The sequence below is a fragment of the Pantoea sp. PA1 genome, assembly GCF_056856975.1.
In genome coordinates this window covers 1-26,001 of sequence record NZ_JBXGEE010000011.1, presented here as the reverse complement: position 1 = coordinate 26,001, position 26,001 = coordinate 1, and the positions used below count along the sequence as shown (strand labels likewise).

The 26,001-nt window shown below is 54.9% G+C and carries 22 protein-coding genes and 1 riboswitch; of the genes, 6 read left to right on the top strand and 16 right to left on the bottom strand.

The genetic code is table 11. The annotated features are described in order from the left end of the window. The first annotated feature begins 420 nt into the window (after nt 1-420). Together purH and purD are read left to right on the top strand one after the other, a co-directional pair. On the top strand, nt 421-2,010 hold the full coding sequence (gene purH, locus AC1V0D_RS21790; protein WP_046100994.1) for a bifunctional phosphoribosylaminoimidazolecarboxamide formyltransferase/IMP cyclohydrolase: 1,590 nt from the start codon (nt 421-423) through the stop codon (nt 2,008-2,010). A 19-nt stretch (nt 2,011-2,029) separates the two neighbouring features. Continuing rightward, the gene (gene purD, locus AC1V0D_RS21785; protein WP_482908082.1) at nt 2,030-3,310 is read left to right on the top strand and encodes a phosphoribosylamine--glycine ligase; all 1,281 of its coding nucleotides are present in this window, start codon (nt 2,030-2,032) and stop codon (nt 3,308-3,310) included. 33 nt (nt 3,311-3,343) lie between these two features. Here the strand turns inward: purD and AC1V0D_RS21780 are convergent, their stop codons facing one another. From AC1V0D_RS21780 to nudC, 6 genes are all read right to left on the bottom strand, one after another. Continuing rightward, nucleotides 3,344-4,006: a DUF1481 domain-containing protein gene (locus AC1V0D_RS21780; protein WP_482908081.1), complete on the bottom strand. Its 663-nt coding sequence runs from the start codon at nt 4,004-4,006 to the stop codon at nt 3,344-3,346. Nucleotides 4,007-4,075: 69 nt separating this feature from the next. Then, nucleotides 4,076-4,348 carry a nucleoid-associated protein HU-alpha gene (gene hupA / locus AC1V0D_RS21775; RefSeq protein WP_003850136.1) on the bottom strand — a complete coding sequence of 91 codons (273 nt, stop codon included), beginning with the start codon at nt 4,346-4,348 and terminating at the stop codon, nt 4,076-4,078. A 188-nt stretch (nt 4,349-4,536) separates the two neighbouring features. Next, nucleotides 4,537-5,127, bottom strand: coding sequence for a YjaG family protein (locus tag AC1V0D_RS21770; RefSeq protein ID WP_009092648.1), 591 nt, complete (start codon nt 5,125-5,127; stop codon nt 4,537-4,539). A 63-nt stretch (nt 5,128-5,190) separates the two neighbouring features. Further along, a complete protein-coding gene (nfi, locus tag AC1V0D_RS21765; RefSeq protein WP_009092649.1) occupies nt 5,191-5,859 on the bottom strand; it encodes a deoxyribonuclease V in 669 nt (222 codons plus the stop codon). 2 nt (nt 5,860-5,861) lie between these two features. Beyond that, the gene (gene hemE / locus AC1V0D_RS21760) at nt 5,862-6,929 is read right to left on the bottom strand and encodes a uroporphyrinogen decarboxylase (protein ID WP_009092650.1); all 1,068 of its coding nucleotides are present in this window, start codon (nt 6,927-6,929) and stop codon (nt 5,862-5,864) included. Nucleotides 6,930-6,969: 40 nt separating this feature from the next. Next, nucleotides 6,970-7,740, bottom strand: a complete 771-nt coding sequence (gene nudC / locus AC1V0D_RS21755; protein WP_009092651.1) for an NAD(+) diphosphatase — start codon at nt 7,738-7,740, stop codon at nt 6,970-6,972. An 89-nt stretch (nt 7,741-7,829) separates the two neighbouring features. Between nudC and AC1V0D_RS21750 the strand changes: the two genes are divergently transcribed. The 3 genes from AC1V0D_RS21750 to thiE all read left to right on the top strand — a co-directional run bounded on the left by AC1V0D_RS21750 (nt 7,830) and on the right by thiE (nt 11,229). After that, on the top strand, nt 7,830-8,336 hold the full coding sequence (locus AC1V0D_RS21750) for an Rsd/AlgQ family anti-sigma factor (RefSeq protein ID WP_009092652.1): 507 nt from the start codon (nt 7,830-7,832) through the stop codon (nt 8,334-8,336). A gap of 153 nt (nt 8,337-8,489) precedes the next feature. Continuing rightward, nucleotides 8,490-8,590: riboswitch (TPP riboswitch) on the top strand. Nucleotides 8,591-8,677: 87 nt separating this feature from the next. Next, nucleotides 8,678-10,600 (top strand): phosphomethylpyrimidine synthase ThiC, encoded by a 1,923-nt coding sequence (thiC, locus tag AC1V0D_RS21745; RefSeq protein WP_482908080.1) that lies wholly within the window; start codon nt 8,678-8,680, stop codon nt 10,598-10,600. Nucleotides 10,601-10,602: 2 nt separating this feature from the next. After that, on the top strand, nt 10,603-11,229 hold the full coding sequence (thiE, locus tag AC1V0D_RS21740) for a thiamine phosphate synthase (protein WP_009092654.1): 627 nt from the start codon (nt 10,603-10,605) through the stop codon (nt 11,227-11,229). Between the two features lie 193 nt (nt 11,230-11,422). Here thiE and AC1V0D_RS21735 read toward each other — a convergent pair whose 3' ends face one another. Then, the gene (locus tag AC1V0D_RS21735) at nt 11,423-12,877 is read right to left on the bottom strand and encodes an aminotransferase-like domain-containing protein (protein ID WP_426608425.1); all 1,455 of its coding nucleotides are present in this window, start codon (nt 12,875-12,877) and stop codon (nt 11,423-11,425) included. Between the two features lie 174 nt (nt 12,878-13,051). Here AC1V0D_RS21735 and AC1V0D_RS21730 point away from each other — a divergent pair, with 174 nt between their 5' ends. Next, the gene (locus AC1V0D_RS21730; RefSeq protein ID WP_046100988.1) at nt 13,052-13,234 is read left to right on the top strand and encodes a DUF1127 domain-containing protein; all 183 of its coding nucleotides are present in this window, start codon (nt 13,052-13,054) and stop codon (nt 13,232-13,234) included. A gap of 55 nt (nt 13,235-13,289) precedes the next feature. Here AC1V0D_RS21730 and rpoC read toward each other — a convergent pair whose 3' ends face one another. From rpoC to AC1V0D_RS21685, 9 genes are all read right to left on the bottom strand, one after another. Beyond that, nucleotides 13,290-17,513: a DNA-directed RNA polymerase subunit beta' gene (rpoC, locus tag AC1V0D_RS21725; protein WP_009092657.1), complete on the bottom strand. Its 4,224-nt coding sequence runs from the start codon at nt 17,511-17,513 to the stop codon at nt 13,290-13,292. 129 nt (nt 17,514-17,642) lie between these two features. After that, complete coding sequence (rpoB, locus tag AC1V0D_RS21720) at nt 17,643-21,671, bottom strand: DNA-directed RNA polymerase subunit beta (protein ID WP_046100987.1); 4,029 nt, start codon at nt 21,669-21,671, stop codon at nt 17,643-17,645. A 329-nt stretch (nt 21,672-22,000) separates the two neighbouring features. Beyond that, nucleotides 22,001-22,363, bottom strand: a complete 363-nt coding sequence (gene rplL, locus AC1V0D_RS21715; RefSeq protein WP_009092660.1) for a 50S ribosomal protein L7/L12 — start codon at nt 22,361-22,363, stop codon at nt 22,001-22,003. A 65-nt stretch (nt 22,364-22,428) separates the two neighbouring features. After that, on the bottom strand, nt 22,429-22,926 hold the full coding sequence (gene rplJ / locus AC1V0D_RS21710; RefSeq protein WP_003848098.1) for a 50S ribosomal protein L10: 498 nt from the start codon (nt 22,924-22,926) through the stop codon (nt 22,429-22,431). Nucleotides 22,927-23,292: 366 nt separating this feature from the next. After that, nucleotides 23,293-23,997, bottom strand: coding sequence for a 50S ribosomal protein L1 (rplA, locus tag AC1V0D_RS21705; RefSeq protein ID WP_009092662.1), 705 nt, complete (start codon nt 23,995-23,997; stop codon nt 23,293-23,295). A 3-nt stretch (nt 23,998-24,000) separates the two neighbouring features. Then, nucleotides 24,001-24,429, bottom strand: a complete 429-nt coding sequence (gene rplK / locus AC1V0D_RS21700; RefSeq protein ID WP_006121495.1) for a 50S ribosomal protein L11 — start codon at nt 24,427-24,429, stop codon at nt 24,001-24,003. A gap of 148 nt (nt 24,430-24,577) precedes the next feature. Further along, nucleotides 24,578-25,123: a transcription termination/antitermination protein NusG gene (gene nusG / locus AC1V0D_RS21695; protein WP_003848088.1), complete on the bottom strand. Its 546-nt coding sequence runs from the start codon at nt 25,121-25,123 to the stop codon at nt 24,578-24,580. A 1-nt stretch (nt 25,124) separates the two neighbouring features. Further along, nucleotides 25,125-25,508, bottom strand: coding sequence for a preprotein translocase subunit SecE (secE, locus tag AC1V0D_RS21690; RefSeq protein ID WP_008927141.1), 384 nt, complete (start codon nt 25,506-25,508; stop codon nt 25,125-25,127). A gap of 229 nt (nt 25,509-25,737) precedes the next feature. After that, nucleotides 25,738-26,001 (bottom strand): EF-Tu C-terminal domain-related protein (locus AC1V0D_RS21685; RefSeq protein WP_482908079.1); only part of this gene is annotated, 264 nt, incomplete at its 5' end.

The window sequence follows — 26,001 nt, the reverse complement described above, 5'->3', positions numbered from 1 at the left end:
TTCCTCCTTCAGAGTCAACCTCTTTTTTCAGAAGTTTTTCTCCGGCGGCTCAGTCTCCTGAACCTCTCAACACCGCATTCCGTAAGCCGTTGTGCCGTGTCGATGGAGGCGCATTATAGGGAGTTGTCAGACAGGCGCAACCCATAAATTGCAGAAAAAAGCGCGTTCGCTGCATTCCACAGCAAAAGACGCTGTTATACGCAGTTACACACAGCGTTATCCACATTCACCGGGCCTGGCAAATTTAGGCGAGCATCACGCAAACGTTTTCGCTACAATGCCGGGCAATATGACGGACTCCCCTTTTAGGGGCGTTACCTGAGGTTTTTGATCTTTCCTTCTTATATAGAAGAGAAAACCGCTGTAAAACCTGATGTAACGCTCTTCTATACGCGAAACAAAGCCAAGGGATAAACCACCATGCAACAACCTCGTCCTGTACGCCGCGCCTTGCTCAGTGTCTCTGACAAAGCCGGCATCCTCGAATTTGCTCAGGCGCTCTCCAGTCGCGGTGTCGAACTGCTCTCCACAGGTGGAACCGCTCGCCTGCTGGCGGATGCGGGTCTGGCTGTCACAGAAGTCTCTGATTACACCGGTTTCCCGGAAATGATGGATGGACGCGTCAAAACCCTGCATCCGAAAGTGCATGGCGGCATTCTGGGTCGTCGCGGCCAGGATGATGCCATCATGGCGCAGCATGACATCAGCCCTATCGACATGGTGGTCGTTAATCTCTATCCCTTTGCACAGACCGTTGCCCGTGAAGGATGCTCACTGGAAGACGCAGTAGAAAACATCGATATCGGCGGCCCGACCATGGTGCGCTCTGCCGCCAAGAACCACAAAGATGTGGCCATCGTGGTCAGCAGCGGCGACTACGACGCCATCATTGCTGAAATGGATGCCCACCAGAACGGCCTGACGCTCGACACCCGTTTCGACCTGGCGATCAAAGCGTTTGAACACACTGCCGCCTACGACGGCATGATCGCGAACTACTTTGGTAGTCTGGTGCCCGCCTATCACGGTGAACGCAATCAGCCTGCGGGTCGCTTCCCGCGTACCCTGAATCTGAACTTCATCAAGAAGCAGGATATGCGTTACGGCGAAAACAGCCACCAGCAGGCGGCCTTCTATATAGAAGAGCAGGTTGCTGAAGCCTCGGTTGCCACCGCGCAACAGGTTCAGGGCAAAGCGCTCTCCTATAACAATATCGCTGACACGGATGCCGCACTCGAGTGTGTCAAAGAGTTCAGTGACCCCGCCTGCGTCATTGTTAAACATGCTAACCCCTGTGGCGTTGCGACCGGCGACGACCTGCTGTCAGCCTATGACCGTGCTTACCAGACCGACCCTACCTCTGCGTTCGGGGGCATCATCGCCTTTAACCGCGAGCTGGATGAAGCGACAGCACAGGCCATTATCAGCCGCCAGTTCGTTGAGGTGATCATCGCGCCCGCCGTTTCCGAGGCCGCGCTGAAGATTACCGCCACGAAACAGAATGTCCGTGTCCTGATCTGCGGCCAGTGGCAGAACCGCACGGCAGCGCTGGATTTCAAACGCGTCAACGGTGGCCTGCTGGTTCAGGATCGCGATCTCGGTATGGTCGATGCCAGCCAGCTGCGCGTGGTCAGCAAGCGTCAGCCATCGGAGCAGGAGCTGCGTGATGCCCTCTTCTGCTGGAAGGTCGCGAAGTTTGTTAAATCCAACGCCATTGTCTATGCGCGTGACGGGATGACGATCGGGATTGGTGCCGGCCAGATGAGCCGCGTCTACTCCGCTAAAATAGCCGGTATTAAAGCGGGCGATGAAGGACTGGAAGTGAAAGGTTCTGCCATGGCGTCAGATGCGTTCTTCCCCTTCCGCGACGGTATTGATGCGGCCGCTGCGGTGGGCGTGAGCTGTGTGATTCAGCCTGGCGGCTCTATCCGCGATGAAGAGGTGATTGCGGCGGCGGATGAGCACGGCATTGCCATGATCTTTACCGATATGCGCCACTTCCGTCATTAATCATTCCGGAGAGTAACAGATGAAAATTTTAGTGATTGGTAATGGCGGACGTGAACACGCGCTGGCCTGGAAAGCGGCACAGTCGCCGCTGGCAGAAACCGTCTTTGTTGCGCCAGGTAACGCCGGTACGGCATTAGAGCCTGCGCTGCAGAATGTCGCAATCAGTGCGACCGATATCCCTGCCCTGCTGGATTTTGCCCAGCGCGAGAAGATCGATCTGACCATTGTCGGACCGGAAGCACCGCTGGTCATTGGCGTGGTGGATGCATTCCGTCAGGCAGGGCTGACCATTTTTGGCCCGACTCAGGCTGCCGCACAGCTGGAAGGCTCAAAAGCATTTACCAAAGATTTCCTGGCGCGCCATCAGATCCCCAGCGCGGCATACCAGAACTTTACCGAGGTCGAGCCGGCTCTCGCGTATCTGCGTGAGAAAGGCGCGCCTATCGTCATTAAAGCTGACGGACTGGCCGCCGGTAAAGGCGTCATTGTGGCGATGACGCTGCAGGAAGCTGAAGAGGCCGTTCAGGATATGCTGGCCGGTAATGCCTTTGGCGACGCCGGACACCGCATTGTGATCGAAGAGTTTCTGGATGGCGAAGAAGCCAGTTTTATTGTGATGGTCGACGGCGAGCATGTGCTGCCAATGGCCACCAGCCAGGATCATAAACGCGTAGGCGATGGTGATACCGGTCCGAACACCGGCGGAATGGGCGCCTACTCCCCGGCGCCGGTCGTCACCGATGAGATCCACCAGCGCGTCATGGATCAGGTTATCTGGCCGACGGTGCGCGGCATGGCTGCCGAAGGCAACGTTTACACCGGTTTCCTCTACGCTGGTCTGATGATCGATCAGACCGGGCAGCCGAAAGTGATCGAATTCAACTGCCGCTTCGGCGATCCGGAAACCCAGCCGATCATGCTGCGCCTGCAGTCGGATCTGGTCGATCTTTGCCTGGCCGCCTGTGAGGGTAAACTCGATCAGAAAACGTCGCAGTGGGATCCGCGTCCTGCGCTCGGTGTGGTACTGGCGGCGGGCGGTTATCCGGGTGACTACAGTCAGGGTGATCAGATCCACGGTCTGCCACTGGAAGAGGTTGCGGACGGCAAGGTCTTTCACGCCGGAACCCGGCTGGAAGAGGATCGGGTGCTGACCAGCGGTGGCCGCGTGCTGTGCGTTACCGCACTGGGTGAGGATGTCGCTGCGGCCCAGAAGCGGGCTTATGCGCTGACACAGCCCATCTCATGGCAGGGCAGCTTCTGCCGCCGCGATATTGGCTACCGCGCCATTAATCGCAAATAAATTCAGGGGGCACCGGGTGCCCCCTTTTTATTTTTACATATCATCTTCTGTCGGCTGCTGCGCGCACTCATCCTGCTGACTGATCCGCAACAGCTGAATGCCTTCCGGCGCGTCCAGCCATGACACCATCAGCGGTGCAGGGGCGCTGCGCTGCTGCTGTGTCAGTATCCGCAGGGCATCAGCATCAAAAGCGGGCCTGACCTGCTGACCTTCACAACTCTCCAGCAGATTGTTGCCCAGCCAGTGTCCCTGCCTCAGGAATACCCGACCGCTTAACAGCGCATCACTCAGGTTACGCATCCGCTGAGCGTCAAACTTATAGAGTTCCACCGTATCCGCACTCACGGCTTCACGCCGGTCTGACAGCTGACGCTGCATAAAATTGAGGCCGCCCGCCTGGTCAAAGCGCAGAGTGACATCATCAGGCTGCTTCCCTTTTACCTGGCGCTGAACGCTGATCAGCGCCTCTTCCAGCCAGACATAATCGGTCACCTCGCCCTCACCGCCACTGAACGGCGTATAGATCGTACGAATATGGACAGACTGGTGATCGCTGTTTTTACGCCAGATGCGCACAACACCACGATCGGCAAGATAGCCACTGGCAGAAAAGGGGGGAATATCCGGAACAGAGCTGCAGCTAAACAGAAACAGGGAGAGAAACAGAACAGCTAAACGCTGAAACAGCGGGGTCATGATGGCTGGCCTCTTAAACAAAAGGGGCGAAACGCCCCCTGTTTTAAAGCTTAACCGCAGTGCGACGTCTTACTTAACGGCGTCTTTCAGCGCTTTACCAGACACGAATGCCGGTACGTTTGCTGCAGCGATTTTGATCTCTTTGCCAGTCTGCGGGTTACGACCGGTACGCTCAGCGCGGTGGTTCACTTTAAAAGTACCAAAACCAACCAGTTGTACAGCATCACCATCTTTCAGAGACTCAGTGATCGCAGCCAGAGTAGATTCCAGCGCTGCCTTGGCCTGAGTTTTAGACAGGTCAGCTTTTTCTGCGATCACATCAATCAGTTGAGTCTTGTTCATAAGTTATCCTTAAAGTGTATTTATCGCTTGCTAAGCAACGAGTGCGAGGGAAAAGCCATATTCTGGCACTCTTCTGCCTGCACGCACCGATAGCCACAATTTTCAGCCCCCCAAATGTAGACCAGAGAGGGGGCCAATGTGAAGCCTCCAGGCGCGCTAATTCGGGCCTGAAGTCACGTTTTATCGCCTTACTGCTGGAAATTTATACCGATGTTACTTATTCCCGCTTCACGCAGGTCAGATCGCAGACCTTTAATCAATTCAAGGTCGCGCTCTTCACACTCCGCCAGCAGGCGGAAAATCTCCCACTGGAGGTCCCACTCATCGATGATAGCCGGGTTTTCACGCAGCTCCTCATCGGTCATTTCGCGTCCAGCCTGCGTCATTTCCAGCATGGCAACCGTTGTAATGGATGTCCTGCTGACTTCAATCGCATGCTCCAGCGTTTCACCACTCAGCTGGGCATGTAACACTTCGCTCAGGGCCACGCAGGCATCGATAGCCGGATAGACGCCATAGACCTCAAACGCATCGCCATCGGGAATGGCAGCCTCAAGCTTTTCCAGCTGGCTGTCGAAGTTAATCTTCGCATCTTTAACCGTCAGGTTTTCCCAGATCAGATCAAGGATGCGGCGATAGAGTGCCGGATCGGCAAATTCAGTCTGCTCGCAGAATGCGCGATAGTTGGGGTACATACGCTCGCACAGGCAGGCCATAAACGTCAGATGCTGCCAGCTTTCCAGCTTCGCCAGACGCAGATGAACGGGATTTTGTAACATAAAGGTGGCTCTTATTCGTTTCGCTGGCCGCAGTGTAACTGCAAAAGCGCAGCACAAACAGTGTTAAAGCGCGTTTTGCCAGCGCTGGAAAGCGGAACGGTTCGACGCCACTGCATCGGCCCAGCGGGTCGGTTCCGGCAAACGGTAACCGCGCGTACAGTTTTCGACCCACTGCAGCGCAGTATCCAGGCTGACACGGTGGCCGGTGGCGACGAACAGCGGGTTGCAGCGTTGCTTGCTGCGCCATACCCAGCCAATCTGCTCACCTTTGTCGATCAGCGGCTGGCGGCTGCCCGGCTGCGCATCCAGATCGGCAAAACGACCACACAGCCGGCTTTTCGCGACCCCGATAGTAGGCACATCCACCAGCAGACCAAAATGCGAGGCAACGCCGAGCCGTCTGGGATGCGAAATCCCGTGTCCATCCACAAACAGCAGGTCCGGCTTCTGCTCCAGCATCTCCCAGGCGGCCATCAGGGCCGGATATTCCCGGAAGGAGAGAAAGCCCGGGATATAGGGCATCGTCGTCTCAATACGCGCGATGCGATGCTCCACCAGCCGAAGCGATGGGTACTCCAGGATTACCATCGCTGCGCGTGTGATCGTGCCTTCCTGCTCAAAACCTACGTCGGCCCCGCCGATATAGCGAGGCGGTAACACATCAAAATCATCGTCACGCACCACGTCAGCGGCGCGTTGTAACTGCTCAGCGCGAAGTGCGGCAATATCCATGATTACTCCTGATGCCAGGGACGTGATAAACGATGCACAGCATCAACAAAGACACCGGCATTTTCCGGCGGCACATCCAGATGAATGCCGTGCCCCAGATTAAAGACATGGCCGGTGCCGGAACCAAAGCGCTCCAGAATACCGGCCACTTCCTGCTCAATACGCTCAGGTGCCGCATAGAGCATAGAGGGGTCCATATTACCCTGCAGCGCGACTTTATCGCCCACGCGACGGCGCGCATCATCAATGTCGGTGGTCCAGTCGAGACCCAGCGCATCACAGCCGGTGGCGGCCATCGCTTCCAGCCACTGTCCGCCGCCTTTGGTGAACAGCGTCACCGGCACGCGGCGGCCATCATTTTCACGCAGCAGGCCATCAACAATTTTGTGCATGTAGTGAAGGGAAAATTCGCGGTAGTCACGGCCGGTCAGCACGCCGCCCCAGGTATCGAAGACCATCACCGACTGGGCACCTGCGCGAATCTGCGCATTGAGATAGAGAATGACGCTGTCAGCCAGCTTATCCAGCATCGCATGCAGCGTAGCAGGCTCGGCATACATCATCTTTTTGATTCGGGTAAACGCTTTGCTGCTGCCGCCTTCCACCATGTAGGTGGCCAGCGTCCATGGACTGCCGGAGAAGCCGATCAGTGGCACCTCGCCATTGAGATTGCGGCGGATGGTGCGAACCGCGTTCATCACATAGCCCAGCTCCATCTCCGGATCGGGCACCGGCAAGCGATCAACGTCAGCGCGGCAGGTTACAGGGTTTGAGAAACGCGGGCCTTCGCCGGTTTCAAAATAGAGTCCCAGTCCCATCGCATCCGGAATCGTCAGGATGTCACTGAAGAGGATGGCGGCATCCAGCGGAAAACGACGCAGCGGCTGCAGGGTGACTTCACAGGCCAGCTCGGCGTTTTTACACAGCGACATAAAATCACCCGCCTGGGCGCGTGTCGCTTTGTATTCCGGCAAATAGCGCCCGGCTTGTCGCATCATCCATACCGGCGTGACATCCACCGGCTGACGTAACAGGGCACGCAAATAACGATCGTTCTTCAGTTCACTCATCTCAACACTCTCTCAATAACAGGCGTGTAGTGTAGCACTTTCACACTTCAGCGCGGCACAGGGCGACAGTATCTTCAATCAGGCGGCGTGCCACGGTGCCGGGTGGAGGCAGCAGGGGAAGGTCATCAAAACGGAACCAGGCCGCATCCAGCAGCTCTTTGCCATCATGCTGCAGATCGCCGCTGTCATACTCCGCCATGAAGGCGGTCATCAGGGATTGCGGAAAGGGCCACGGCTGAGAGGTCACATAGCGCACGTTTTTGACGCGGATGTTGCTCTCCTCCATCACTTCGCGGGCTACGGCCTGCTCCAGCGTCTCACCGACCTCCACAAAGCCGGCCAGCACGGTATAGACCTTGTTGCGATGGCGGGCATGATTTGCCAGCAGGATTTCATCACCGCGACGGATAGCCACGATGATGCAGGGGGCGATTTGCGGATAGTAACGCTCACGGCAATGACTGCACAGGCAGGCAAATTCATGCCTGCTGTGATGCATTTCATGGCCGCAGTAGCCGCACCAGCGATGAGAGCGGTAAAACTCCGCCAGCTGCACCCCCCGCCCCGCCAGCTGAAACAGTCCGACATCCTGATCGATCAACTGCCGCACGGAGAACATATCGGCAGAGCGTGACGCACAAATCAGCCAGACATTTTCGCCCTGCCACTCTCCGATAAGGCGTGCTTTACTGCCAGTCAGACCAAAATTTTCGGCGTTTCCGTGGGGTAAATCACCTTGTGGCAACCAAAGTTTCTGTTCATGGCTGACAATCCACCATCCAGCGTCTACGCTTGAGATTTCGCATTGCATTTATTTCGTCATCCTTAGCGTCAAATCGTACGCTGAAGCCCTGATGTTAAGTGTGTTGATAAACAACTATAACTCACATGGAGTCAGATATGCTTAACCAGTTAAACGTCCTGGCTGAACGCGTAGGTGGCAGTAATGAGCTGGTCGATTCCTGGCTCGAAGCCCGTCGCCAGCTGCTGGTGACCTATTATCATCTGGTCGGCCTGAAGCCCAACAAAGAAGCCCTGACCCGTCTCGATGAGCAGGCGCTGGACAACTTCTGTCACAGCCTGGTCGATTATCTTTCGGCCGGTCACTTCAGTATTTATGAACGTGTTATCAGTGAAATGAACGGTGACAGCCCGATGATTGCGGCTGCGCAGATCTATCCGCCACTGGAAGCCAACACCGAGCGGCTGATGCAGCTCTATGATGGTCACCTGCAACAGGCGATAGACGATGAAAACTGCATGACTTTCCAGCAGGCGCTTTCAGAAGTGGGCGAAGTGCTGGAGTCGCGCTTCACGCTGGAAGATAAGCTGATCCAGCTGGCATGGGATAATCAGCTGGCTACCCCGCCGGTTGCCAATGACAGTCAGATTGCCCGTCCCGCTTAACCGGTATCACCACCAAAAGGGTTGAGATTATCCACTCGCCCTTTTATGCTGAAGAGGTTCCGAGGCCACTACGCCGACGAACCTTTTTTATTTTTTGCTGTGAAAAACACGATTTTTACGCCCGATCTGCCGGTCAGATTGGTGTGTAGAAAGCGCTTCTTGTCGGAGTGCCCAGCCGGGCTGAGACCGTTAATTCGGGATCCGCGGAACCTGATCAGGTTAGAACCTGCGAAGGGAACAAGAGTAAATTTTTACGGTATGCCAGCATTCTTATGCTGCCGATACCGCTACTCCTTCCGAACTCCGGACAAGCATCGTTCCCCATGAACAGGAAGATTGCTATGTCTGACCCAAAAATGACCCGTCGTGAACAACGTGCCCAGGCGCAGGAATTTATCGATTCCCTGCAAAGCGGCAGTGCATTTCCCCAGTCCCGTCGCATCTGGATAACCGGCAGCCGTGACGATATTCGCGTTCCGATGCGCGAGATCACACTAAGCCCGACCCACACCGGTGGCAGCAAAGCGCAGCCGACCTATGAGCCAAACGAAGCGGTGCCGGTTTACGACACGGCAGGTGCCTATGGCGATCCCGCAGCACAGATCGATGTTCATCGCGGCCTGGAAAAACTGCGCGCCCGCTGGATAGCGGAACGCGATGACAGCGAATACCTGCCACAAAACAGTTCCGGCTACACCCAGCAACGGCTGGCTGATGAGGGGCTGGACCATCTGCGCTTCGATCACTTACCGACGCCGCGCCGGGCCTGTGCAGGCCGCCGCGTCACCCAGCTGCATTATGCCCGCCAGGGGATCATCACCCCGGAAATGGAGTTTATTGCGCTGCGGGAAAATATGGGCCGTGAACGGATGCGCAGTGAAGTGCTGCTGCAACAGCATCCGGGCCACAGTTTTGGCGCGCATCTGCCAGCCAGCATCACACCGGAGTTTGTGCGGCAGGAGGTGGCAGCCGGACGGGCCATCATCCCTGCCAATATCAATCACCCGGAATCGGAGCCGATGATTATCGGCCGCAACTTTCTGGTTAAGGTGAATGCCAATATCGGTAACTCGGCGGTCACCTCCTCCATTGAAGAGGAAGTGGAAAAACTGGTCTGGTCGACGCGCTGGGGTGCCGATACGGTGATGGATCTCTCTACCGGCCGCTATATTCATGAAACGCGCGAGTGGATTCTGCGGAACAGCCCGGTCCCCATCGGCACAGTGCCGATCTATCAGGCGCTGGAAAAAGTGAACGGCGTGGCCGAGGCGCTGAACTGGGACGTTTTCCGCGACACGCTGCTTGAGCAGGCGGAACAGGGGGTGGATTACTTCACGATACACGCTGGCGTCCTGCTGCGTTATGTCCCGATGACGGCGAAGCGGCTGACCGGGATCGTGTCGCGCGGCGGATCGATCATGGCGAAATGGTGCCTGTCGCATCATCAGGAGAACTTCCTTTATCAGCATTTCCGGGAGATTTGTGAAATCTGCGCCGCTTACGATGTGTCACTGTCGCTGGGCGATGGTCTGCGGCCGGGTTCGATTCAGGATGCGAACGATGAGGCCCAGTTCGCTGAGCTGCGTACCCTGGGCGAACTGACGCGTATTGCCTGGGAATATGATGTACAGGTGATGATTGAAGGGCCGGGCCATGTGCCAATGCATATGATCCGCCGCAACATGACCGAACAGCTCGACCTGTGCGATGAAGCCCCCTTCTACACCCTCGGCCCGCTGACCACCGACATCGCACCGGGCTATGACCACTTTACCTCCGGAATCGGGGCCGCCATGATTGGCTGGTTTGGCTGCGCCATGCTCTGTTACGTCACACCTAAAGAGCATCTGGGGCTGCCGAACAAAGAGGATGTCAAACAGGGGCTGATCACCTACAAAATCGCGGCACATGCTGCTGACCTGGCTAAAGGCCATCCCGCCGCGCAGATCCGCGATAACGCCATGTCCAAAGCGCGCTTTGAATTCCGCTGGGAAGATCAGTTCAACCTGGCTTTAGACCCTCATACCGCCCGCGCCATGCATGATGAAACCCTGCCGCAGGAGTCAGGCAAAGTGGCCCATTTCTGTTCAATGTGCGGCCCTAAATTCTGCTCAATGAAGATTTCTCAGGAGGTGCGCGAGTTTGCGGCACGCCAGGATAGCCGCGCTGAACCGGTGGAAGTGGGCATGGCCCGGATGTCAGAGCATTTCCGCAGCCGCGGGGGTGAGCTTTATCACTCTGCCGATGTTATTGAGGAGGAGTAACCATGTCTGCCTTTCCTGCTACCGCCCCGCGCCTGGGGCTCTATCCGGTGGTTGACAGCCCCGCCTGGATTGAACGCCTGCTGACGGCGGGCGTGCGCACATTGCAGCTGCGCATAAAAGATCAGCCTGATGAGATTGCCGAACCCGCGATTGCTCAGGCGATAGCGCTGGGCAAACGCTACGATGCGCGCCTGTTTATCAACGATTACTGGGAGCTGGCGATCAGACATGACGCCTATGGTGTGCATCTGGGTCAGGAAGATCTGGATGTTGCCGATCTCGCCCGGATTCGCCAGGCAGGATTGCGGCTCGGGATCTCCACCCATGATGATACCGAGCTGGATCGTGCCCTGGCGATCCAGCCCTCTTACATTGCGCTGGGACATATCTTCCCGACGCAGACCAAAGCGATGCCTTCTGCGCCTCAGGGCGTGGAACAACTGAAGCGACATCTGGCACGCCTGACGCACATCCCCACCGTGGCGATTGGCGGTATCTCGATTGCCCGGGCACCGGAAGTCCTGGCAACCGGCGTGGGCAGCATTGCTGTGGTGAGTGCGATTACCCAGGCAGATGACTGGCGTGAAGCCACGCGCACCCTGCTGGCGCTGGCAGAGCCTCACGGATAGCGATTTCCGGAACCTGTCCCGCATCCTGGCGGCAAATGCGGTAACGTCCACCACTTTCCGGGAAAGCGGCGCGCAGAAGCAGAGGCTGACGGTGGCACCTCCTGAACCGGTACTTTAACGTGGCCTTCGTCAGGTGAAGGTTATCTGACCAGGGCCGGTTCCCTCCTCTTGCCGGCCCTGCTTCTTCTTCGGGTTAAGCGACATCGGGAGCGGAAGCAGACGTCTCATGCTGACAGGAGAGCATGGCGCGTTCCACGGCCGCACCCAGCCGTGCCAGCGCCTGTTCCGTCTGATCGGTGATGGGCAGCGCAAAGTTCAGACGCAGACAGTTGCGATATTTCCCCGATGCTGAAAAGAGTGAGCCGACGGCAATCTGGATTTTTGACTCGCGCAGTTCGCGGTTAAGCCGGACGGCGTCAAACGCTTCAGGAAGTTCTATCCACATCATAAAACCGCCCTGAGGACGAGAGACGCAGATACCGCAGGGAAAGTAGTGGCGCACCCAGCAACTGAAAGTTTCATAGTTGCGGTGATAGATCTGCCGCATCCGGCGCAGATGAGGCTGATAATGCCCCTGGCGGATAAACTCGGAAACGGCATGCTGAGGCTGCGTAGCCGTAGAGCCTGTGACGATATATTTCATGTGCAGCACGCGGTCGCGATAACGGCCAGGTGCCACCCAGCCAACCCGCAGACCTGGCGCAAGCGTTTTTGAAAAGGAGCTGCAGAGCAGAACCCGGCCATCCATATCGAGCGCCTTAATGGCGGGCGGACGGGGATATTCCCAGGCTAACTCACCATAAACGTCATCTTCGATGATGGCCGCATCAAAACGCTGCGCCAGCGCCAGTAACGCCCGCTTGCGCGCCTCAGGCATGATAAAGCCGAGCGGATTATTGCAGTTCGGAACAACGATGACCGCTTTAATGGGCCACTGGTCAAAAGCCAGTTCCAGCGCCTCAAGACTGATACCGGTTATCGCATCGGTCGGAATCTCAATGGCCCGGATGCCAAAGCCGCGCAGGGTTTGCATGATACCGTGAAAAGAGGGCGACTCGACGGCGATGATATCGCCCGGTTCACAGACCGCCCGCACGGCTACCGATAAGGCTTCATGGCAGCCGGTCGTGATAACAATATCATCGGCGGTAAGCTGACAGCCGCTATCGATCGCCAGCCGGGCAACCTGTTTCCGCAGCGCAAGAACGCCATAGAGGGTGTCATAATTCAGCAGGCCAGCCTCCTGCTTCTGAGCCTGACGGCTGAAGGCTTTCCACAGCGGCTTCAGGGTCGGCTGAGTCAGATCGGGCATGCCGCTGCCCAGTTGCAGTACATCATCTTCCAGCCGACTGTTGAGCAGCTCCAGCACCGCGTCCCACTGCGTCACCTCAACAGGCCGCTGCACGGGACGGGTCAGCGCAGGTACCGGCGGCGTGGCTTTGTGCGACGCCACAAAATAGCCGGAGCGCGACTGCGGGATAATCATCTGCTTCTCTTCCAGCAGGCGATAAGCCTGCTGCACCGTGCTGATACTCACCCCATGTTCCGCACTCAGGCTGCGCACAGAGGGCAGACGCTCCCCGCTGCGAAACAAGCCCTGTTCGATACGCTGTGCCAGCAACGTGGCCAGATGTTCATAGCGGGTCATTGTATCCTCTCCTGCAAGCGTGATGATGAGCGACCAGTACAGTCAGGCTCCTTTTTTACCATTCAGATCGCGATCTCTTCAATCTGTATGTTAATAAAAGGTGATTTTTGAGTCTGTATCATACAGGTGTATCCCCGGAAAATAGTGCTCAGGCCAATCATTGAGGAAACTATCATGGGATATGATGAAAATCGCGCCGCTAAGCCTTTTGCCGTTACGCCTTACCTTCTGCTCCGTTATCTGTGGCGCAGCTTCAGACGCTGGCAGCTGCGGCGCGAAACGCGCGCTATTCTGTCGAGACTGAGTGACAGTCAGCTGAAAGATATCGGCATCGGCCGCAATGACTGGAATGGCTGAATCAGAGACAAAAAAAAACCCTGCCGAAGCAGGGTTTTTATCAGGCGAAGGACGATTAATCGTCTTTGCTGCCGCCGAGGCCGGCGTTCAGCAGTTCAGCCAGGCTGGCTGAGGCTTCATCCGCAGTCACCTGCGGTGCAGCCGGAACTTCACCCGCCGCTTTACGGCGCATACGATCCTGATGGTATGCATAACCGGTACCGGCCGGGATCAGACGACCCACGATGACGTTCTCTTTCAGGCCGCGCAGTTCATCACGCTTGCCTGCTACTGCTGCTTCGGTCAGGACACGGGTCGTTTCCTGGAACGATGCGGCAGAGATGAACGATTCGGTTGCCAGTGACGCTTTGGTAATACCCAGCAGGTCACGTACGAAGGTTGCGCCAACTTTTCCGTTCGCTTCCAGATCACGGTTAGAGATCTTGATGCGAGAGAATTCAGCCTGCTCACCTTCCAGGAAGTCGGTGCTTCCTGCGCTCACGATGGTCGCTTTACGCAGCATCTGACGAACGATGACTTCGATGTGCTTATCGTTAATCTTAACGCCCTGCAGACGATAAACTTCCTGCACTTCGTTAGTGATGTAACGGGTCACCGCATGCACGCCACGCAAGCGCAGGATGTCATGTGGAGACTCTGGGCCATCGGAAACCACGTCACCGCGCTCAACACGTTCACCTTCGAACACGTTCAGCTGACGCCATTTCGGAATCATCTCTTCATATGGCTCACTGCCATCCAGCGGCGTGATGACCAGACGACGTTTACCTTTGGTCTCTTTACCGAAGGAGATGATACCGCTGATCTCAGCCAGGATAGCCGGCTCTTTCGGACGACGCGCTTCGAACAGGTCAGCAACGCGTGGCAGACCACCGGTAATATCTTTGGTACCGCCAGATTCCTGCGGAACACGCGCCAGCGTGTCACCGGCACTGATCTTAACGCCATCTTCCAGCTGAACAATCGCTTTACCCGGCAGGAAGTACTGAGCAGGCATATCAGTGCCTGGGATCAGAACGTCGTTGCCGCTGGCATCAACAATTTTCAGCGCAGGACGCAGATCTTTACCGCCTGACGTACGTTCAGCACTGTCCAGCACCACCAGCGAAGAAAGACCGGTCAGGTCATCTGTCTGACGGGTAATGGTCTGGCCGTCAATCATGTCGGTGAAGCGAATGAAACCGCCCACTTCGGTGATAACTGGCATGGTATGCGGATCCCAGTTTGCTACGGTTTCGCCCGCTGCAACCTGCTCACCATCACCTTTCGCCATGGTAGAACCGTAAGGAACTTTATAGCTCTCTTTGGTACGACCAAATTCATCGATCATTTTCAGTTCGACGTTACGCGAGGTGATCACCAGCTTACCTGCCGAGTTCGTTACCGACTTGGCGTTGGTCAGCTTGATGGTACCTTTGTTCTTCACCTGAATGCTGGATTCAGCAGCCGCACGTGATGCCGCACCACCGATGTGGAACGTACGCATCGTCAGCTGTGTACCCGGCTCACCGATGGACTGTGCCGCGATAACACCGATCGCTTCACCTTTGTTGATGATGTGACCACGTGCCAGGTCGCGACCGTAGCAATGCGCACACACACCAAAGTCAGTTTCACAACCTACGACAGAACGCACTTTCAGGCTGTCGACTGAGTTCAGTTCCAGCACGTCACACCAGTGCTCATCGAGCAGGGTGTTACGTGGAACCAGAATGTCAGCCGAGCCCGGCTTCAGAACGTCTTCCGCGGTCACACGACCCAGAACGCGTTCGCGCAGTGGCTCTTTCACGTCGCCACCTTCGATGACCGGGGTCATCATGATGCCTTCGTGCGTACCACAGTCATCTTCGGTCACAACCAGATCCTGGGCAACGTCAACCAGACGACGCGTCAGATAACCGGAGTTCGCGGTTTTCAGTGCGGTATCCGCAAGACCTTTACGCGCACCGTGGGTTGAGATGAAGTACTGGAGTACGTTCAGACCTTCACGGAAGTTCGCGGTAATCGGCGTCTCGATGATGGAGCCATCTGGCTTCGCCATCAGACCACGCATACCGGCCAGCTGACGAATCTGTGCAGCAGAACCACGCGCACCGGAGTCGGCCATCATAAAGATGCTGTTAAAGGAAACCTGTTTCTCTTCTTCGCCGTCACGGTTAATCACGGTTTCAGTAGAGAGGTTTTCCATCATCGCCTTGGCAACACGTTCGTTGGCTGCGGCCCAGATATCGATGACTTTGTTATAACGTTCACCCGCGGTAACCAGACCAGACTGGAACTGTTCCTGGATCTCGGCCACTTCCGCTTCCGCTTCGGTGATGATTTCCACTTTCTTCTCTGGAATAACCATGTCGTCGATACCGACTGACGCGCCTGAACGGGCTGCGTAGGCGAAACCGGTGTACATGGTCTGGTCAGCAAAGATAACGGTCGGCTTCAGCCCCAGAATGCGGTAACAGGTGTTCAGCATTTTGGAGATCGCTTTTTTACCCAGCGCCTGGTTCACGATGGAGTAAGGCAGACCTTTCGGCACGATCATCCACAGGATGGCACGGCCAATCGTGGTGTCGATCAGGCTGGTTTTCGCAACCCACTCATCCTGCTCATTTTTCTCGTGTTCGGTGATACGCACCTTAACGCGAGCGTGCAGTGAGGCCAGGCCAGCGCGATAAATACGCTCAGCTTCTTTCGGGCCAGTCAGTACCATGCCTTCGCCTTTGGCGTTAACACAGTCACGGGTCATGTAGTACAGACCCAGTACAACGTCCTGAGAAGGAACGATGATTGGCTCGCCGTTCGCAGGTGACAGGATGTTGTTGGTAGACATCATCAGCGCACGCGCTTCCAGCTGGGCTTCCAGCGTCAGCGGAACGTGAACAGCCATCTGGTCACCATCGAAGTCGGCGTTATACGCCGCACAAACCAGCGGGTGCAGCTGGATAGCTTTACCTTCGATCAGAACCGGTTCAAAGGCCTGAATACCCAGACGGTGCAGCGTAGGCGCACGGTTCAGCAGAACCGGGTGCTCACGGATCACTTCGTCGAGGATATCCCAGACAACCGCTTCTTCGCGCTCAACCATTTTCTTCGCGGCTTTGATGGTGGTGGCCAGGCCACGCAGTTCCAGCTTGCCGTAAATAAACGGTTTGAACAGTTCGAGTGCCATTTTCTTCGGCAGACCGCACTGATGCAGACGCAGGTATGGACCTACGGTGATAACCGAACGACCGGAGTAGTCGACACGTTTACCCAGCAGGTTCTGACGGAAACGACCCTGCTTACCTTTGATCATGTCAGCCAGCGATTTCAGCGGACGCTTGTTGGAACCGGTGATCGCACGACCGCGACGACCGTTGTCCAGCAGTGCATCGACCGCTTCCTGCAGCATACGCTTTTCGTTGCGCACGATGATATCTGGCGCAGCCAGATCCAGCAGGCGCTTCAGACGGTTGTTACGGTTGATCACGCGACGATAAAGATCGTTCAGATCTGACGTAGCAAAACGTCCGCCATCCAGCGGAACCAGCGGACGCAGATCCGGTGGCAGAACAGGCAGCACGGTCAGGATCATCCACTCTGGCTTGTTACCAGACTGAACGAACGCTTCCAGCAGCTTGATACGCTTGGTCAGCTTTTTACGCTTGGTTTCAGAGTTGGTTTCGTTCAGCTCTTCACGCAGCTGCTCGCACTCCTGGTCCAGATCCATGTTTTTCAACAGGGCCTGGATCGCTTCGGCGCCCATTTTGGCGTCGAACTCGTCACCGAACTCTTCCAGTGCGTCAAGGTACTGCTCTTCAGTCAGGATCTGACGCTTCTCGAGGTTGGTCATGCCACCTTCGATTACCACGTAAGATTCAAAGTAGAGCACGCGCTCGATGTCACGCAGTGGCATATCCAGCAGCAAGCCGATACGCGATGGCAGTGACTTCAGGAACCAGATGTGCGCAGTCGGCGACGCCAGTTCGATGTGGCCCATACGCTCACGGCGTACTTTAGTCTGGGTCACTTCAACGCCGCACTTCTCACAAATCACACCACGGTGTTTCAGACGCTTGTACTTACCGCACAGGCACTCATAGTCTTTTACCGGCCCGAAGATACGGGCACAGAACAGACCATCGCGCTCTGGCTTAAAAGTACGGTAGTTAATGGTTTCTGGCTTTTTCACTTCACCAAAAGACCAGGAACGGATCATGTCTGGCGAAGCCAGCGCAATTTTGATCGCATCAAACTCTTCGGTCTTAGTTTGCGCTTTCAGAAACTTAAGTAAGTCTTTCACGGATTAGCTCCCGTCGGAGTGAGACTCAGGGGGCGTCCAACCGAAATTGAACGCCCCGTAACCAGTACAATTGCGAGCGCTTAAACCCTGCGCTTTCAGGCGGCGGCGAACCACAGCCTGAAATGGGGGTTACTCGTCTTCCAGCTCGATGTTGATACCCAGCGAGCGAATCTCTTTCAACAGTACGTTGAAGGATTCCGGCATGCCCGGTTCCATCTGATGGTTGCCGTCAACGATGTTTTTATACATCTTGGTACGGCCGTTGACGTCATCAGACTTAACGGTAAGCATTTCCTGCAGGGTATACGCGGCACCGTATGCTTCCAGTGCCCATACTTCCATCTCACCAAAGCGCTGACCACCGAACTGCGCCTTACCACCCAGCGGCTGCTGAGTAACCAGGCTGTAGGAACCGGTAGAACGTGCATGCATCTTGTCATCAACCAGGTGGTTAAGTTTCAGCATGTACATGTAGCCAACGGTTACCTGACGTTCGAACTGTTCACCGGTGCGGCCGTCAAACAGGGTAATCTGACCGGAAGAAGGCAGACCGCCGAGCTGTAACAGCTCTTTGATTTCGCTCTCTTTCGCGCCATCAAACACCGGCGTTGCGATTGGCATACCTTTTTTCAGGTTCTCTGCCAGGCGCAGCACTTCGTCGTCGGAGAAGGTGTTCAGATCAACTTTCTGACGCAGATCGCTTCCCAGGTCATAGGCACGCTGGATGAATTCGCGCAGTTTCGCGACTTCTTCCTGCTTCTTCAGCATGGCGTTGATTTTCTCACCAATGCCCTTCGCTGCCATCCCCAGGTGTGTCTCAAGGATCTGACCGATGTTCATACGCGATGGTACGCCCAGCGGGTTCAGTACGATGTCGACCGGCGTACCGTTCTCATCGTAAGGCATGTCTTCGATTGGGTTGATCTTAGAGATAACACCTTTGTTACCGTGACGACCTGCCATCTTATCACCAGGCTGGATCTGACGTTTAACGGCCAGATAAACCTTAACGATTTTCAGCACGCCCGGTGCCAGATCGTCGCCCTGGGTGATCTTACGGCGCTTGCCTTCGAGTTTTTTCTCAAACTCGTGCTTCAGTTCGTCGTACTGCTCTGCCAGCTGCTCCAGCTGGTTTTGTCTGGCTTCATCAGTCAGACCCAGCTCCAGCCAGCGCTCGCGCGGCAGCTTGTCCAGCTTGTCTGCTTCAACGCCACCTGCGATCAGGACGCTCTGGATACGGCTGAACAGGCCCGCTTCCAGGATCTGCAGCTCTTCAGACAGGTCTTTCTTAGCCTGCTTCAGCTGCATCTCTTCGATTTCGAGCGCACGCTTGTCTTTTTCCACGCCATCGCGGGTAAAGACCTGAACGTCGATCACGGTACCTGACACGCCATTCGGCACGCGCAGTGATGAATCTTTTACGTCAGAGGCTTTTTCACCGAAGATCGCACGCAGCAGCTTCTCTTCTGGCGTCAGCTGGGTTTCACCTTTCGGGGTAACCTTACCAACCAGAATGTCACCACCGGTCACTTCAGCACCGATGTAGACGATGCCTGACTCATCCAGTTTAGAGAGTGCAGCTTCACCCACGTTCGGGATATCAGCGGTAATCTCTTCCGGCCCCAGTTTGGTGTCACGCGACACGCAAGCCAGTTCCTGGATGTGAATGGTGGTAAAGCGATCTTCCTGAACCACACGCTCGGAGACCAGGATGGAGTCTTCGAAGTTGTAACCGTTCCACGGCATGAACGCGACACGCATGTTCTGGCCCAGCGCCAGTTCACCCAGATCGGTGGACGGGCCATCTGCCAGCACGTCTCCGCGCTCAACCGGCTCACCCAGAGAGACACATGGCATCTGGTTGATGCAGGTGTTCTGGTTTGAACGGGTATATTTGGTCAGGTTATAGATGTCGATACCGGCTTCGCCCGCGTACATCTCATCTTCGTTAACTTTGATAACGATACGTGATGCATCAACATACTGAACGGTACCACCACGTTTGGCGACGGCAGTAACACCGGAGTCAACGGCAACAGCACGTTCCATACCGGTACCAACCAGCGGCTTATCTGCACGCAGAGTCGGAACGGCCTGACGTTGCATGTTCGCACCCATCAGAGCACGGTTGGCGTCATCGTGTTCCAGGAACGGGATCAGGGATGCACCGACAGAAACCACCTGCTGGGTGGAAACGTCCATGTAGTCAACCTGATCGCGGCTGAACAGACTCGATTCGCCTTTGCTACGGCAGGTGACCAGGTCATCAACAAACGCGCCGTTTTCATCGAGCGGGGCGTTCGCCTGAGCGATAACGTAGTTACCCTCTTCAATAGCAGAGAGGTAGTGGATCTCGTCAGAAACCAGACCGTCGATAACACGACGATAAGGCGTCTCAAGGAAACCATACTCATTGGTCTGTGCATAAACAGACAAGGAGTTGATCAGACCGATGTTCGGACCTTCAGGGGTTTCGATTGGGCAGACACGACCGTAGTGCGTTGGGTGTACGTCACGCACTTCGAAGCCGGCACGCTCACGCGTCAAACCACCCGGGCCAAGTGCAGAGATACGACGTTTGTGCGTAATCTCTGACAGCGGGTTGTTCTGATCCATAAACTGTGAAAGCTGGCTTGAACCGAAGAACTCTTTCACCGCAGCCGAAATCGGCTTCGCGTTGATCATGTCCTGTGGCATCAGCGTATCGAGGTCGCCCAGAGAGAGACGCTCTTTAACCGCACGCTCAACACGCACCAGGCCGACACGGAACTGGTTCTCAGCCATTTCACCGACTGAACGAATACGACGGTTGCCGAGATGGTCGATATCGTCCACTTCGCCTTTACCGTTACGGATGTCGATCAGTTTTTTCATCACTTCGATGATGTCTTCTTTGCTCAGGATACCTGAACCTTCGATTTCATCACGCAGCAGTGAACGGTTGAACTTCATGCGGCCGACGGCAGAGAGATCGTAACGATCTTCAGAGAAGAACAGGTTCTCGAACAGGTTCTCTGCAGCTTCACGCGTTGGCGGCTCACCAGGACGCATCATGCGGTAGATCTCAACCAGTGCGCTCAGGCGATCGCTGGTTGGGTCAACACGCAGGGTCTCAGACATATATGGACCGTGGTCCAGATCGTTGGTGAACAGCGTTTCGATGCGTTTGTGACCCGACTGGCTCAGTTTGGCCAGCAGATCCAGTGACAGCTCCATGTTCGCTGCAACAATCAGCTCACCGGTGCTCTCATCGATGTAGTCTTTAGCAACCACTTTGCCCGCGATATATTCAACCGGAACTTCGATGTGCTGAATGCCATCTTTTTCCAGCTGACGAATATGACGCGCAGTAATGCGGCGACCTTTTTCGACGTAAACGGTGCCGTTCGCTTCGATATCGAAGGTCGCGGTTTCACCGCGCAGGCGCTCAGGCACCAGCTCCATCTGCAGCTTGTTGTCGCGAATTTCAAACACCACTTTCTCGAAGAAGAGATCGAGGATCTGAGGTGTTGTGAACTGCAACGCACGCAGGATGATAGTGGCCGGCAGCTTACGACGACGGTCAATACGGACAAACAGGTTATCTTTCGGGTCAAACTCAAAGTCGAGCCATGAACCGCGGTAAGGGATGATACGTGCGTTATAAAGCACTTTACCCGAAGAGTGGGTTTTACCCTTATCGCTATCAAAGAACACGCCAGGACTACGGTGCAGCTGAGAAACGATAACGCGCTCGGTACCGTTAATAACAAAGGTACCGTTGTCGGTCATGAGCGGAATTTCGCCCATGTAGACTTCTTGTTCTTTAATGTCTTTTACGGTGCCTTCTGGCGCTTCGCGCTCATAGATCACCAGACGCAGTTTCACGCGCAGCGGTGCCGAATAGGTCACGCCACGGATCTGACACTCTTTCACGTCAAAGACAGGTTCGCCCAGGCGATAGCTCACATACTGCAACTCAGAGTTGCCGCTGTAGCTCGCAATAGGGAATACAGAGCGGAATGCAGCTTCCAGCCCGTACTGACCTTCTGGATCTTGCTCGATAAACTTCTGGAACGAGTCGAGCTGGATGGAAAGGAGATAAGGTATGTCCAGTACTTGTGGACGTTTACCAAAATCCTTACGAATACGTTTTTTCTCGGTATAGGAGTAAACCATAGGGTTCCTCAGCTAGCTGACAAGTCGACCCACGCTGTCCGTCCTGACAGGACAGTTCATGCAACACGATTTTGTTTGATTCACTGGCTGCGCGGCAGCAGTGCAATACCTCTTTCTATCACGCTTAAATCATTTCATCGCTTTTGTGAAGGCAGGGAACCCGCACAGGAAAGCGGTATATTAAGTCGTCGATAGAGAAAGATATTGAAGAGTAGCAATGGACAAACAGTGTGAAACCCCATTGAGACCCTGTAGCGCAAAAAGGCTGGTGACCAAAAAGTCACCAGCCATCAGTCTGAAACTACTCAGACTGCAACCCGAAGGTTGTCTTACTTAACTTCAACTTCAGCGCCAGCTTCTTTCAGAGCAGCTTCAAGTGCAGCTGCGTCATCTTTGCTGATGCCTTCTTTGATTACGCCAGTTGCTTCAACCAGGTCTTTGGCTTCTTTCAGGCCCAGACCAGTTGCAGTACGTACGGCTTTGATAACTGCTACTTTGTTCGCGCCAACAGCTTTCAGTACGACGTCGAATTCAGTTTTTTCTTCAACAGCTTCAGCCGGACCCGCAGCAACAGCTACAGCAGCAGCAGCAGAAACGCCGAATTTTTCTTCCATAGCAGAAACCAGCTCAACAACTTCCATTACGGACATCGCTGCAACAGCTTCCAGAATTTGGTCTTTAGTGATAGACATGACAATTGTTCCTAAGAATCAGAAAAAGTTTATACGTAAGCAGGTACGAAGAAAAGAAAAGGGCCTTAAGCCGCTTCTTTTGCATCGCGTACAGCAGCCAGAGTGCGGACCAGTTTGCCGGCAGCGGCTTCTTTCATGGTCGACATCAGACGTGCCAGTGCTTCTTCGTAGGTCGGCAGAGTTGCCAGACGGTCAATATTGGCCGCCGTGATCAGCTCACCTTCAAAGGCTGCAGCTTTGACCTCAAATTTTGCATTCGCTTTCGCGAAATCTTTGAACAGACGAGCAGCAGCGCCCGGGTGTTCCATAGAATATGCAATCAGGGTCGGACCAACAAACGTGTCTTTCAGGCACTCAAACTGAGTACCTTCAACGACGCGGCGCAGCAGGGTGTTACGAACAACACGCATGTAAACGCCAGCTTCACGACCTGCTTTACGCAGTTCGGTCATTTTATCAACGGTAACGCCACGGGAATCCGCAACAACCGCTGAAAGCGCACCTTTGGCTACTTCGCTGACTTCAGCAACAATTGCTTGTTTGTCTTGAAGATTTAATGCCATTAGCTTTTGCTCCTGGATTTGACCGGGAAAGGATTTCCCCGGAACTCACTTCACTTACTCACCCAAAAGGGGAAATAAGCGCTCGAACACGGTGAGCAGAATCCAGCTAAGAAAAAATTCTTTTGGTTCTGTCACCGTCTACGCAGGGTATTAAGCGGACTATCCGGGGATAGACAGCTCCTGCGGTCTTGGACGGAGGCCAGGATAAGGCCTGGCTCCAACCTAAATTCTGTGTGACGCAGCAGAATCAGAGGGAAAGGCGTTAAACGCCGCTGTCGCATCTGACTCTCTGGTGTCCTGTTCTGCTAATAACAGAACAACGGGCGTAAGATTCTAGGTGAATTTTTCGCCCGTTTCAAGCAGCAATTAGTTTGCTGTTGCGTTCAGACCAGCCTGGTCAACGGCAACGCCGGCGCCCATGGTGGTTGAAAGGCTGACTTTCTTGATGTACACGCCTTTCGCCTGAGATGGTTTCGCTTTTTTCAGCGCAACCAGCAGAGATTCCAGGTTTTCTTTCAGTTTGTCAGCGTCAAAGTCCACTTTACCGATGGTAGTGTGGATGATGCCGTTTTTGTCGTTACGATAACGAACCTGACCTGCTTTAGCGTTCTTAACCGCTTCAGCAACGTTAGGGGTTACAGTACCGACTTTCGGGTTTGGCATCAGGCCGCGTGGACCCAGAATCTGGCCCAGCTGGCCAACAACGCGCATTGCATCCGGAGAAGCAATAACAACGTCAAAATTCATTTCGCCTTTCTTGATCTGCTCAGCCAGGTCTTCCATACCAACCAGCTCTGCGCCAGCAGCTTTTGCCGCTTCAGCGTTTGCGCCCTGGGTGAAGACAGCAACACGTACTGAACGACCAGTACCGTGTGGCAGAACGGTCGCGCCGCGTACGTTCTGATCAGATTTACGTGCATCGATGCCGAGGTTGACAGCAACGTCAACGCTTTCAACGAACTTGGCAGTCGCCAGCTCTTTCAGCAGAGCAACAGCTTCAGCAATGTCATACTGCTTGGTCGCGTCAACTTTGTCGCGAATTACGGTCATGCGCTTGGTCAGCTTAGCCATTTCTTAGTCCTCTACTACCAGGCCCATGGAACGAGCAGTACCTTCGATTGAGCGAGTCATCGCTTCAACGTCAGAACCAGTCATGTCCGCAGCTTTGGTTTCTGCGATTTCACGTACCTGAGCACGGGTCACTTTACCGACTTTATCTTTGTTCGGCTTACCAGAACCAGACTTGATGCCCGCTGCTTTTTTCAGCAGTACGGCAGCCGGAGGGGTTTTGGTGATAAAGGTAAATGAACGGTCGCTGTATACAGTGATAACAACAGGAGTCGGCAGACCTTTTTCCAGAGATTCGGTCTTCGCGTTGAACGCTTTGCAGAATTCCATGATGTTAACACCCTGCTGACCCAGAGCTGGACCAACCGGTGGACTTGGGTTCGCCATACCAGCTGCAACCTGCAGCTTGACGTAGGCTTGGACTTTCTTAGCCATGATATTTCCTCAATTGGGTTATAGCGCCTTTAAAAGGCTCCCCGTGATAACGATTTATACGCCGTTGCCAGCGCATAAAAACAAAAGGCGCGAAATTGTAGTTAAATTTCGCGCCTGCTGCAACAGCTAAATTGTGAGCGGAAAGAGGTTAACCTTTCTCCACCTGACCGAAGTCGAGTTCAACCGGTGTTGCACGTCCGAAGATGGAGACAGAAACCGTCAGGCGGCTCTTCTCGTAATCCACATCCTCAACCACACCGTTAAAGTCAGCAAACGGACCGTCGTTAACGCGAACCATTTCGCCTGGTTCAAACAGCGTTTTCGGACGAGGCTTGTCGCCGACCTGCTGCAGACGGTTCATGATCGCATCAACTTCTTTATCGCTGATAGGTGCCGGACGGTCAGATGTGCCGCCGATGAAACCCATCACGCGCGGGACGCTGCGCACCAGGTGCCAGCTGGCGTCATTCATCACCATCTGAACCAGTACATATCCCGGGAAAAACTTGCGCTCGCTCTTACGACGCTGGCCACCACGAATTTCAACGACTTCTTCAGTCGGAACCATGACGTCGCCAAACAGCTCTTCCATGTTGTGCAATTTGATATGCTCGCGCAGCGACTGTGCTACGCGGCCTTCAAAACCGGAAAACGCCTGTACGACGTACCAGCGTTTCTTTGGAGCTTCAGACATCTCAGAACCTCAGGCCAGTGATAAACGATACCAGACGGACCAGAATACCATCCAGCCCCCACAAAATCAGTGACATCACGGCGGTAACCGCGGCAACGATTAACGTGGTGTGCAGCGTTTCCTGGCGGGTTGGCCAGATAACCTTACGCATTTCTGTTCTTGCTTCACGAGCAAAAGCCACGGTCGCTTTGCCTTTGGTCGTTAAAAGCGCAATGCCGCCAGCCGCTGCGATCAGTACAACTACGGCTAACGCACGCAGTGGCAGTGACACATCACGATAGAGGTAGTTACCTACAATCGCTGCAAGCAGCAGTAATACGACTACTACCCACTTTACCGCTTCCAGGCCACGCCCGCTCCCTTGAGCTTCGGTATTCGCACTCATAAACCAACCTGCCACAATAATTCAGAAACTATTCTGCCCCGCAGTGCGAGGCGTCCAAACCGAATGAGCTTTTGGGGCGTAACTCGGTATCCAACGCCGCATGACAGAGCCTGTCTCAGCAATGATTATGATCGAAAATCACTGATGAGCCAGGTTCTATGAAACAGCGTGCAAAAAGGGCATCAAATGATGCCCTTTCCGTGTGCATTGCGTCAAACGTTATCGGTAATTATGCGATAACTTTAGCAACAACACCCGCGCCAACGGTACGGCCGCCTTCGCGGATTGCGAAGCGCAGACCTTCGTCCATTGCGATTGGGTGGATCAGGGTAACAACCATTTTGATGTTGTCGCCTGGCATTACCATTTCAACGCCTTCTGGCAGCTCTACTGAACCGGTCACGTCAGTGGTACGGAAGTAGAACTGTGGACGGTAGCCCTTGAAGAACGGAGTATGGCGGCCACCTTCGTCTTTAGACAGAACGTAAACTTC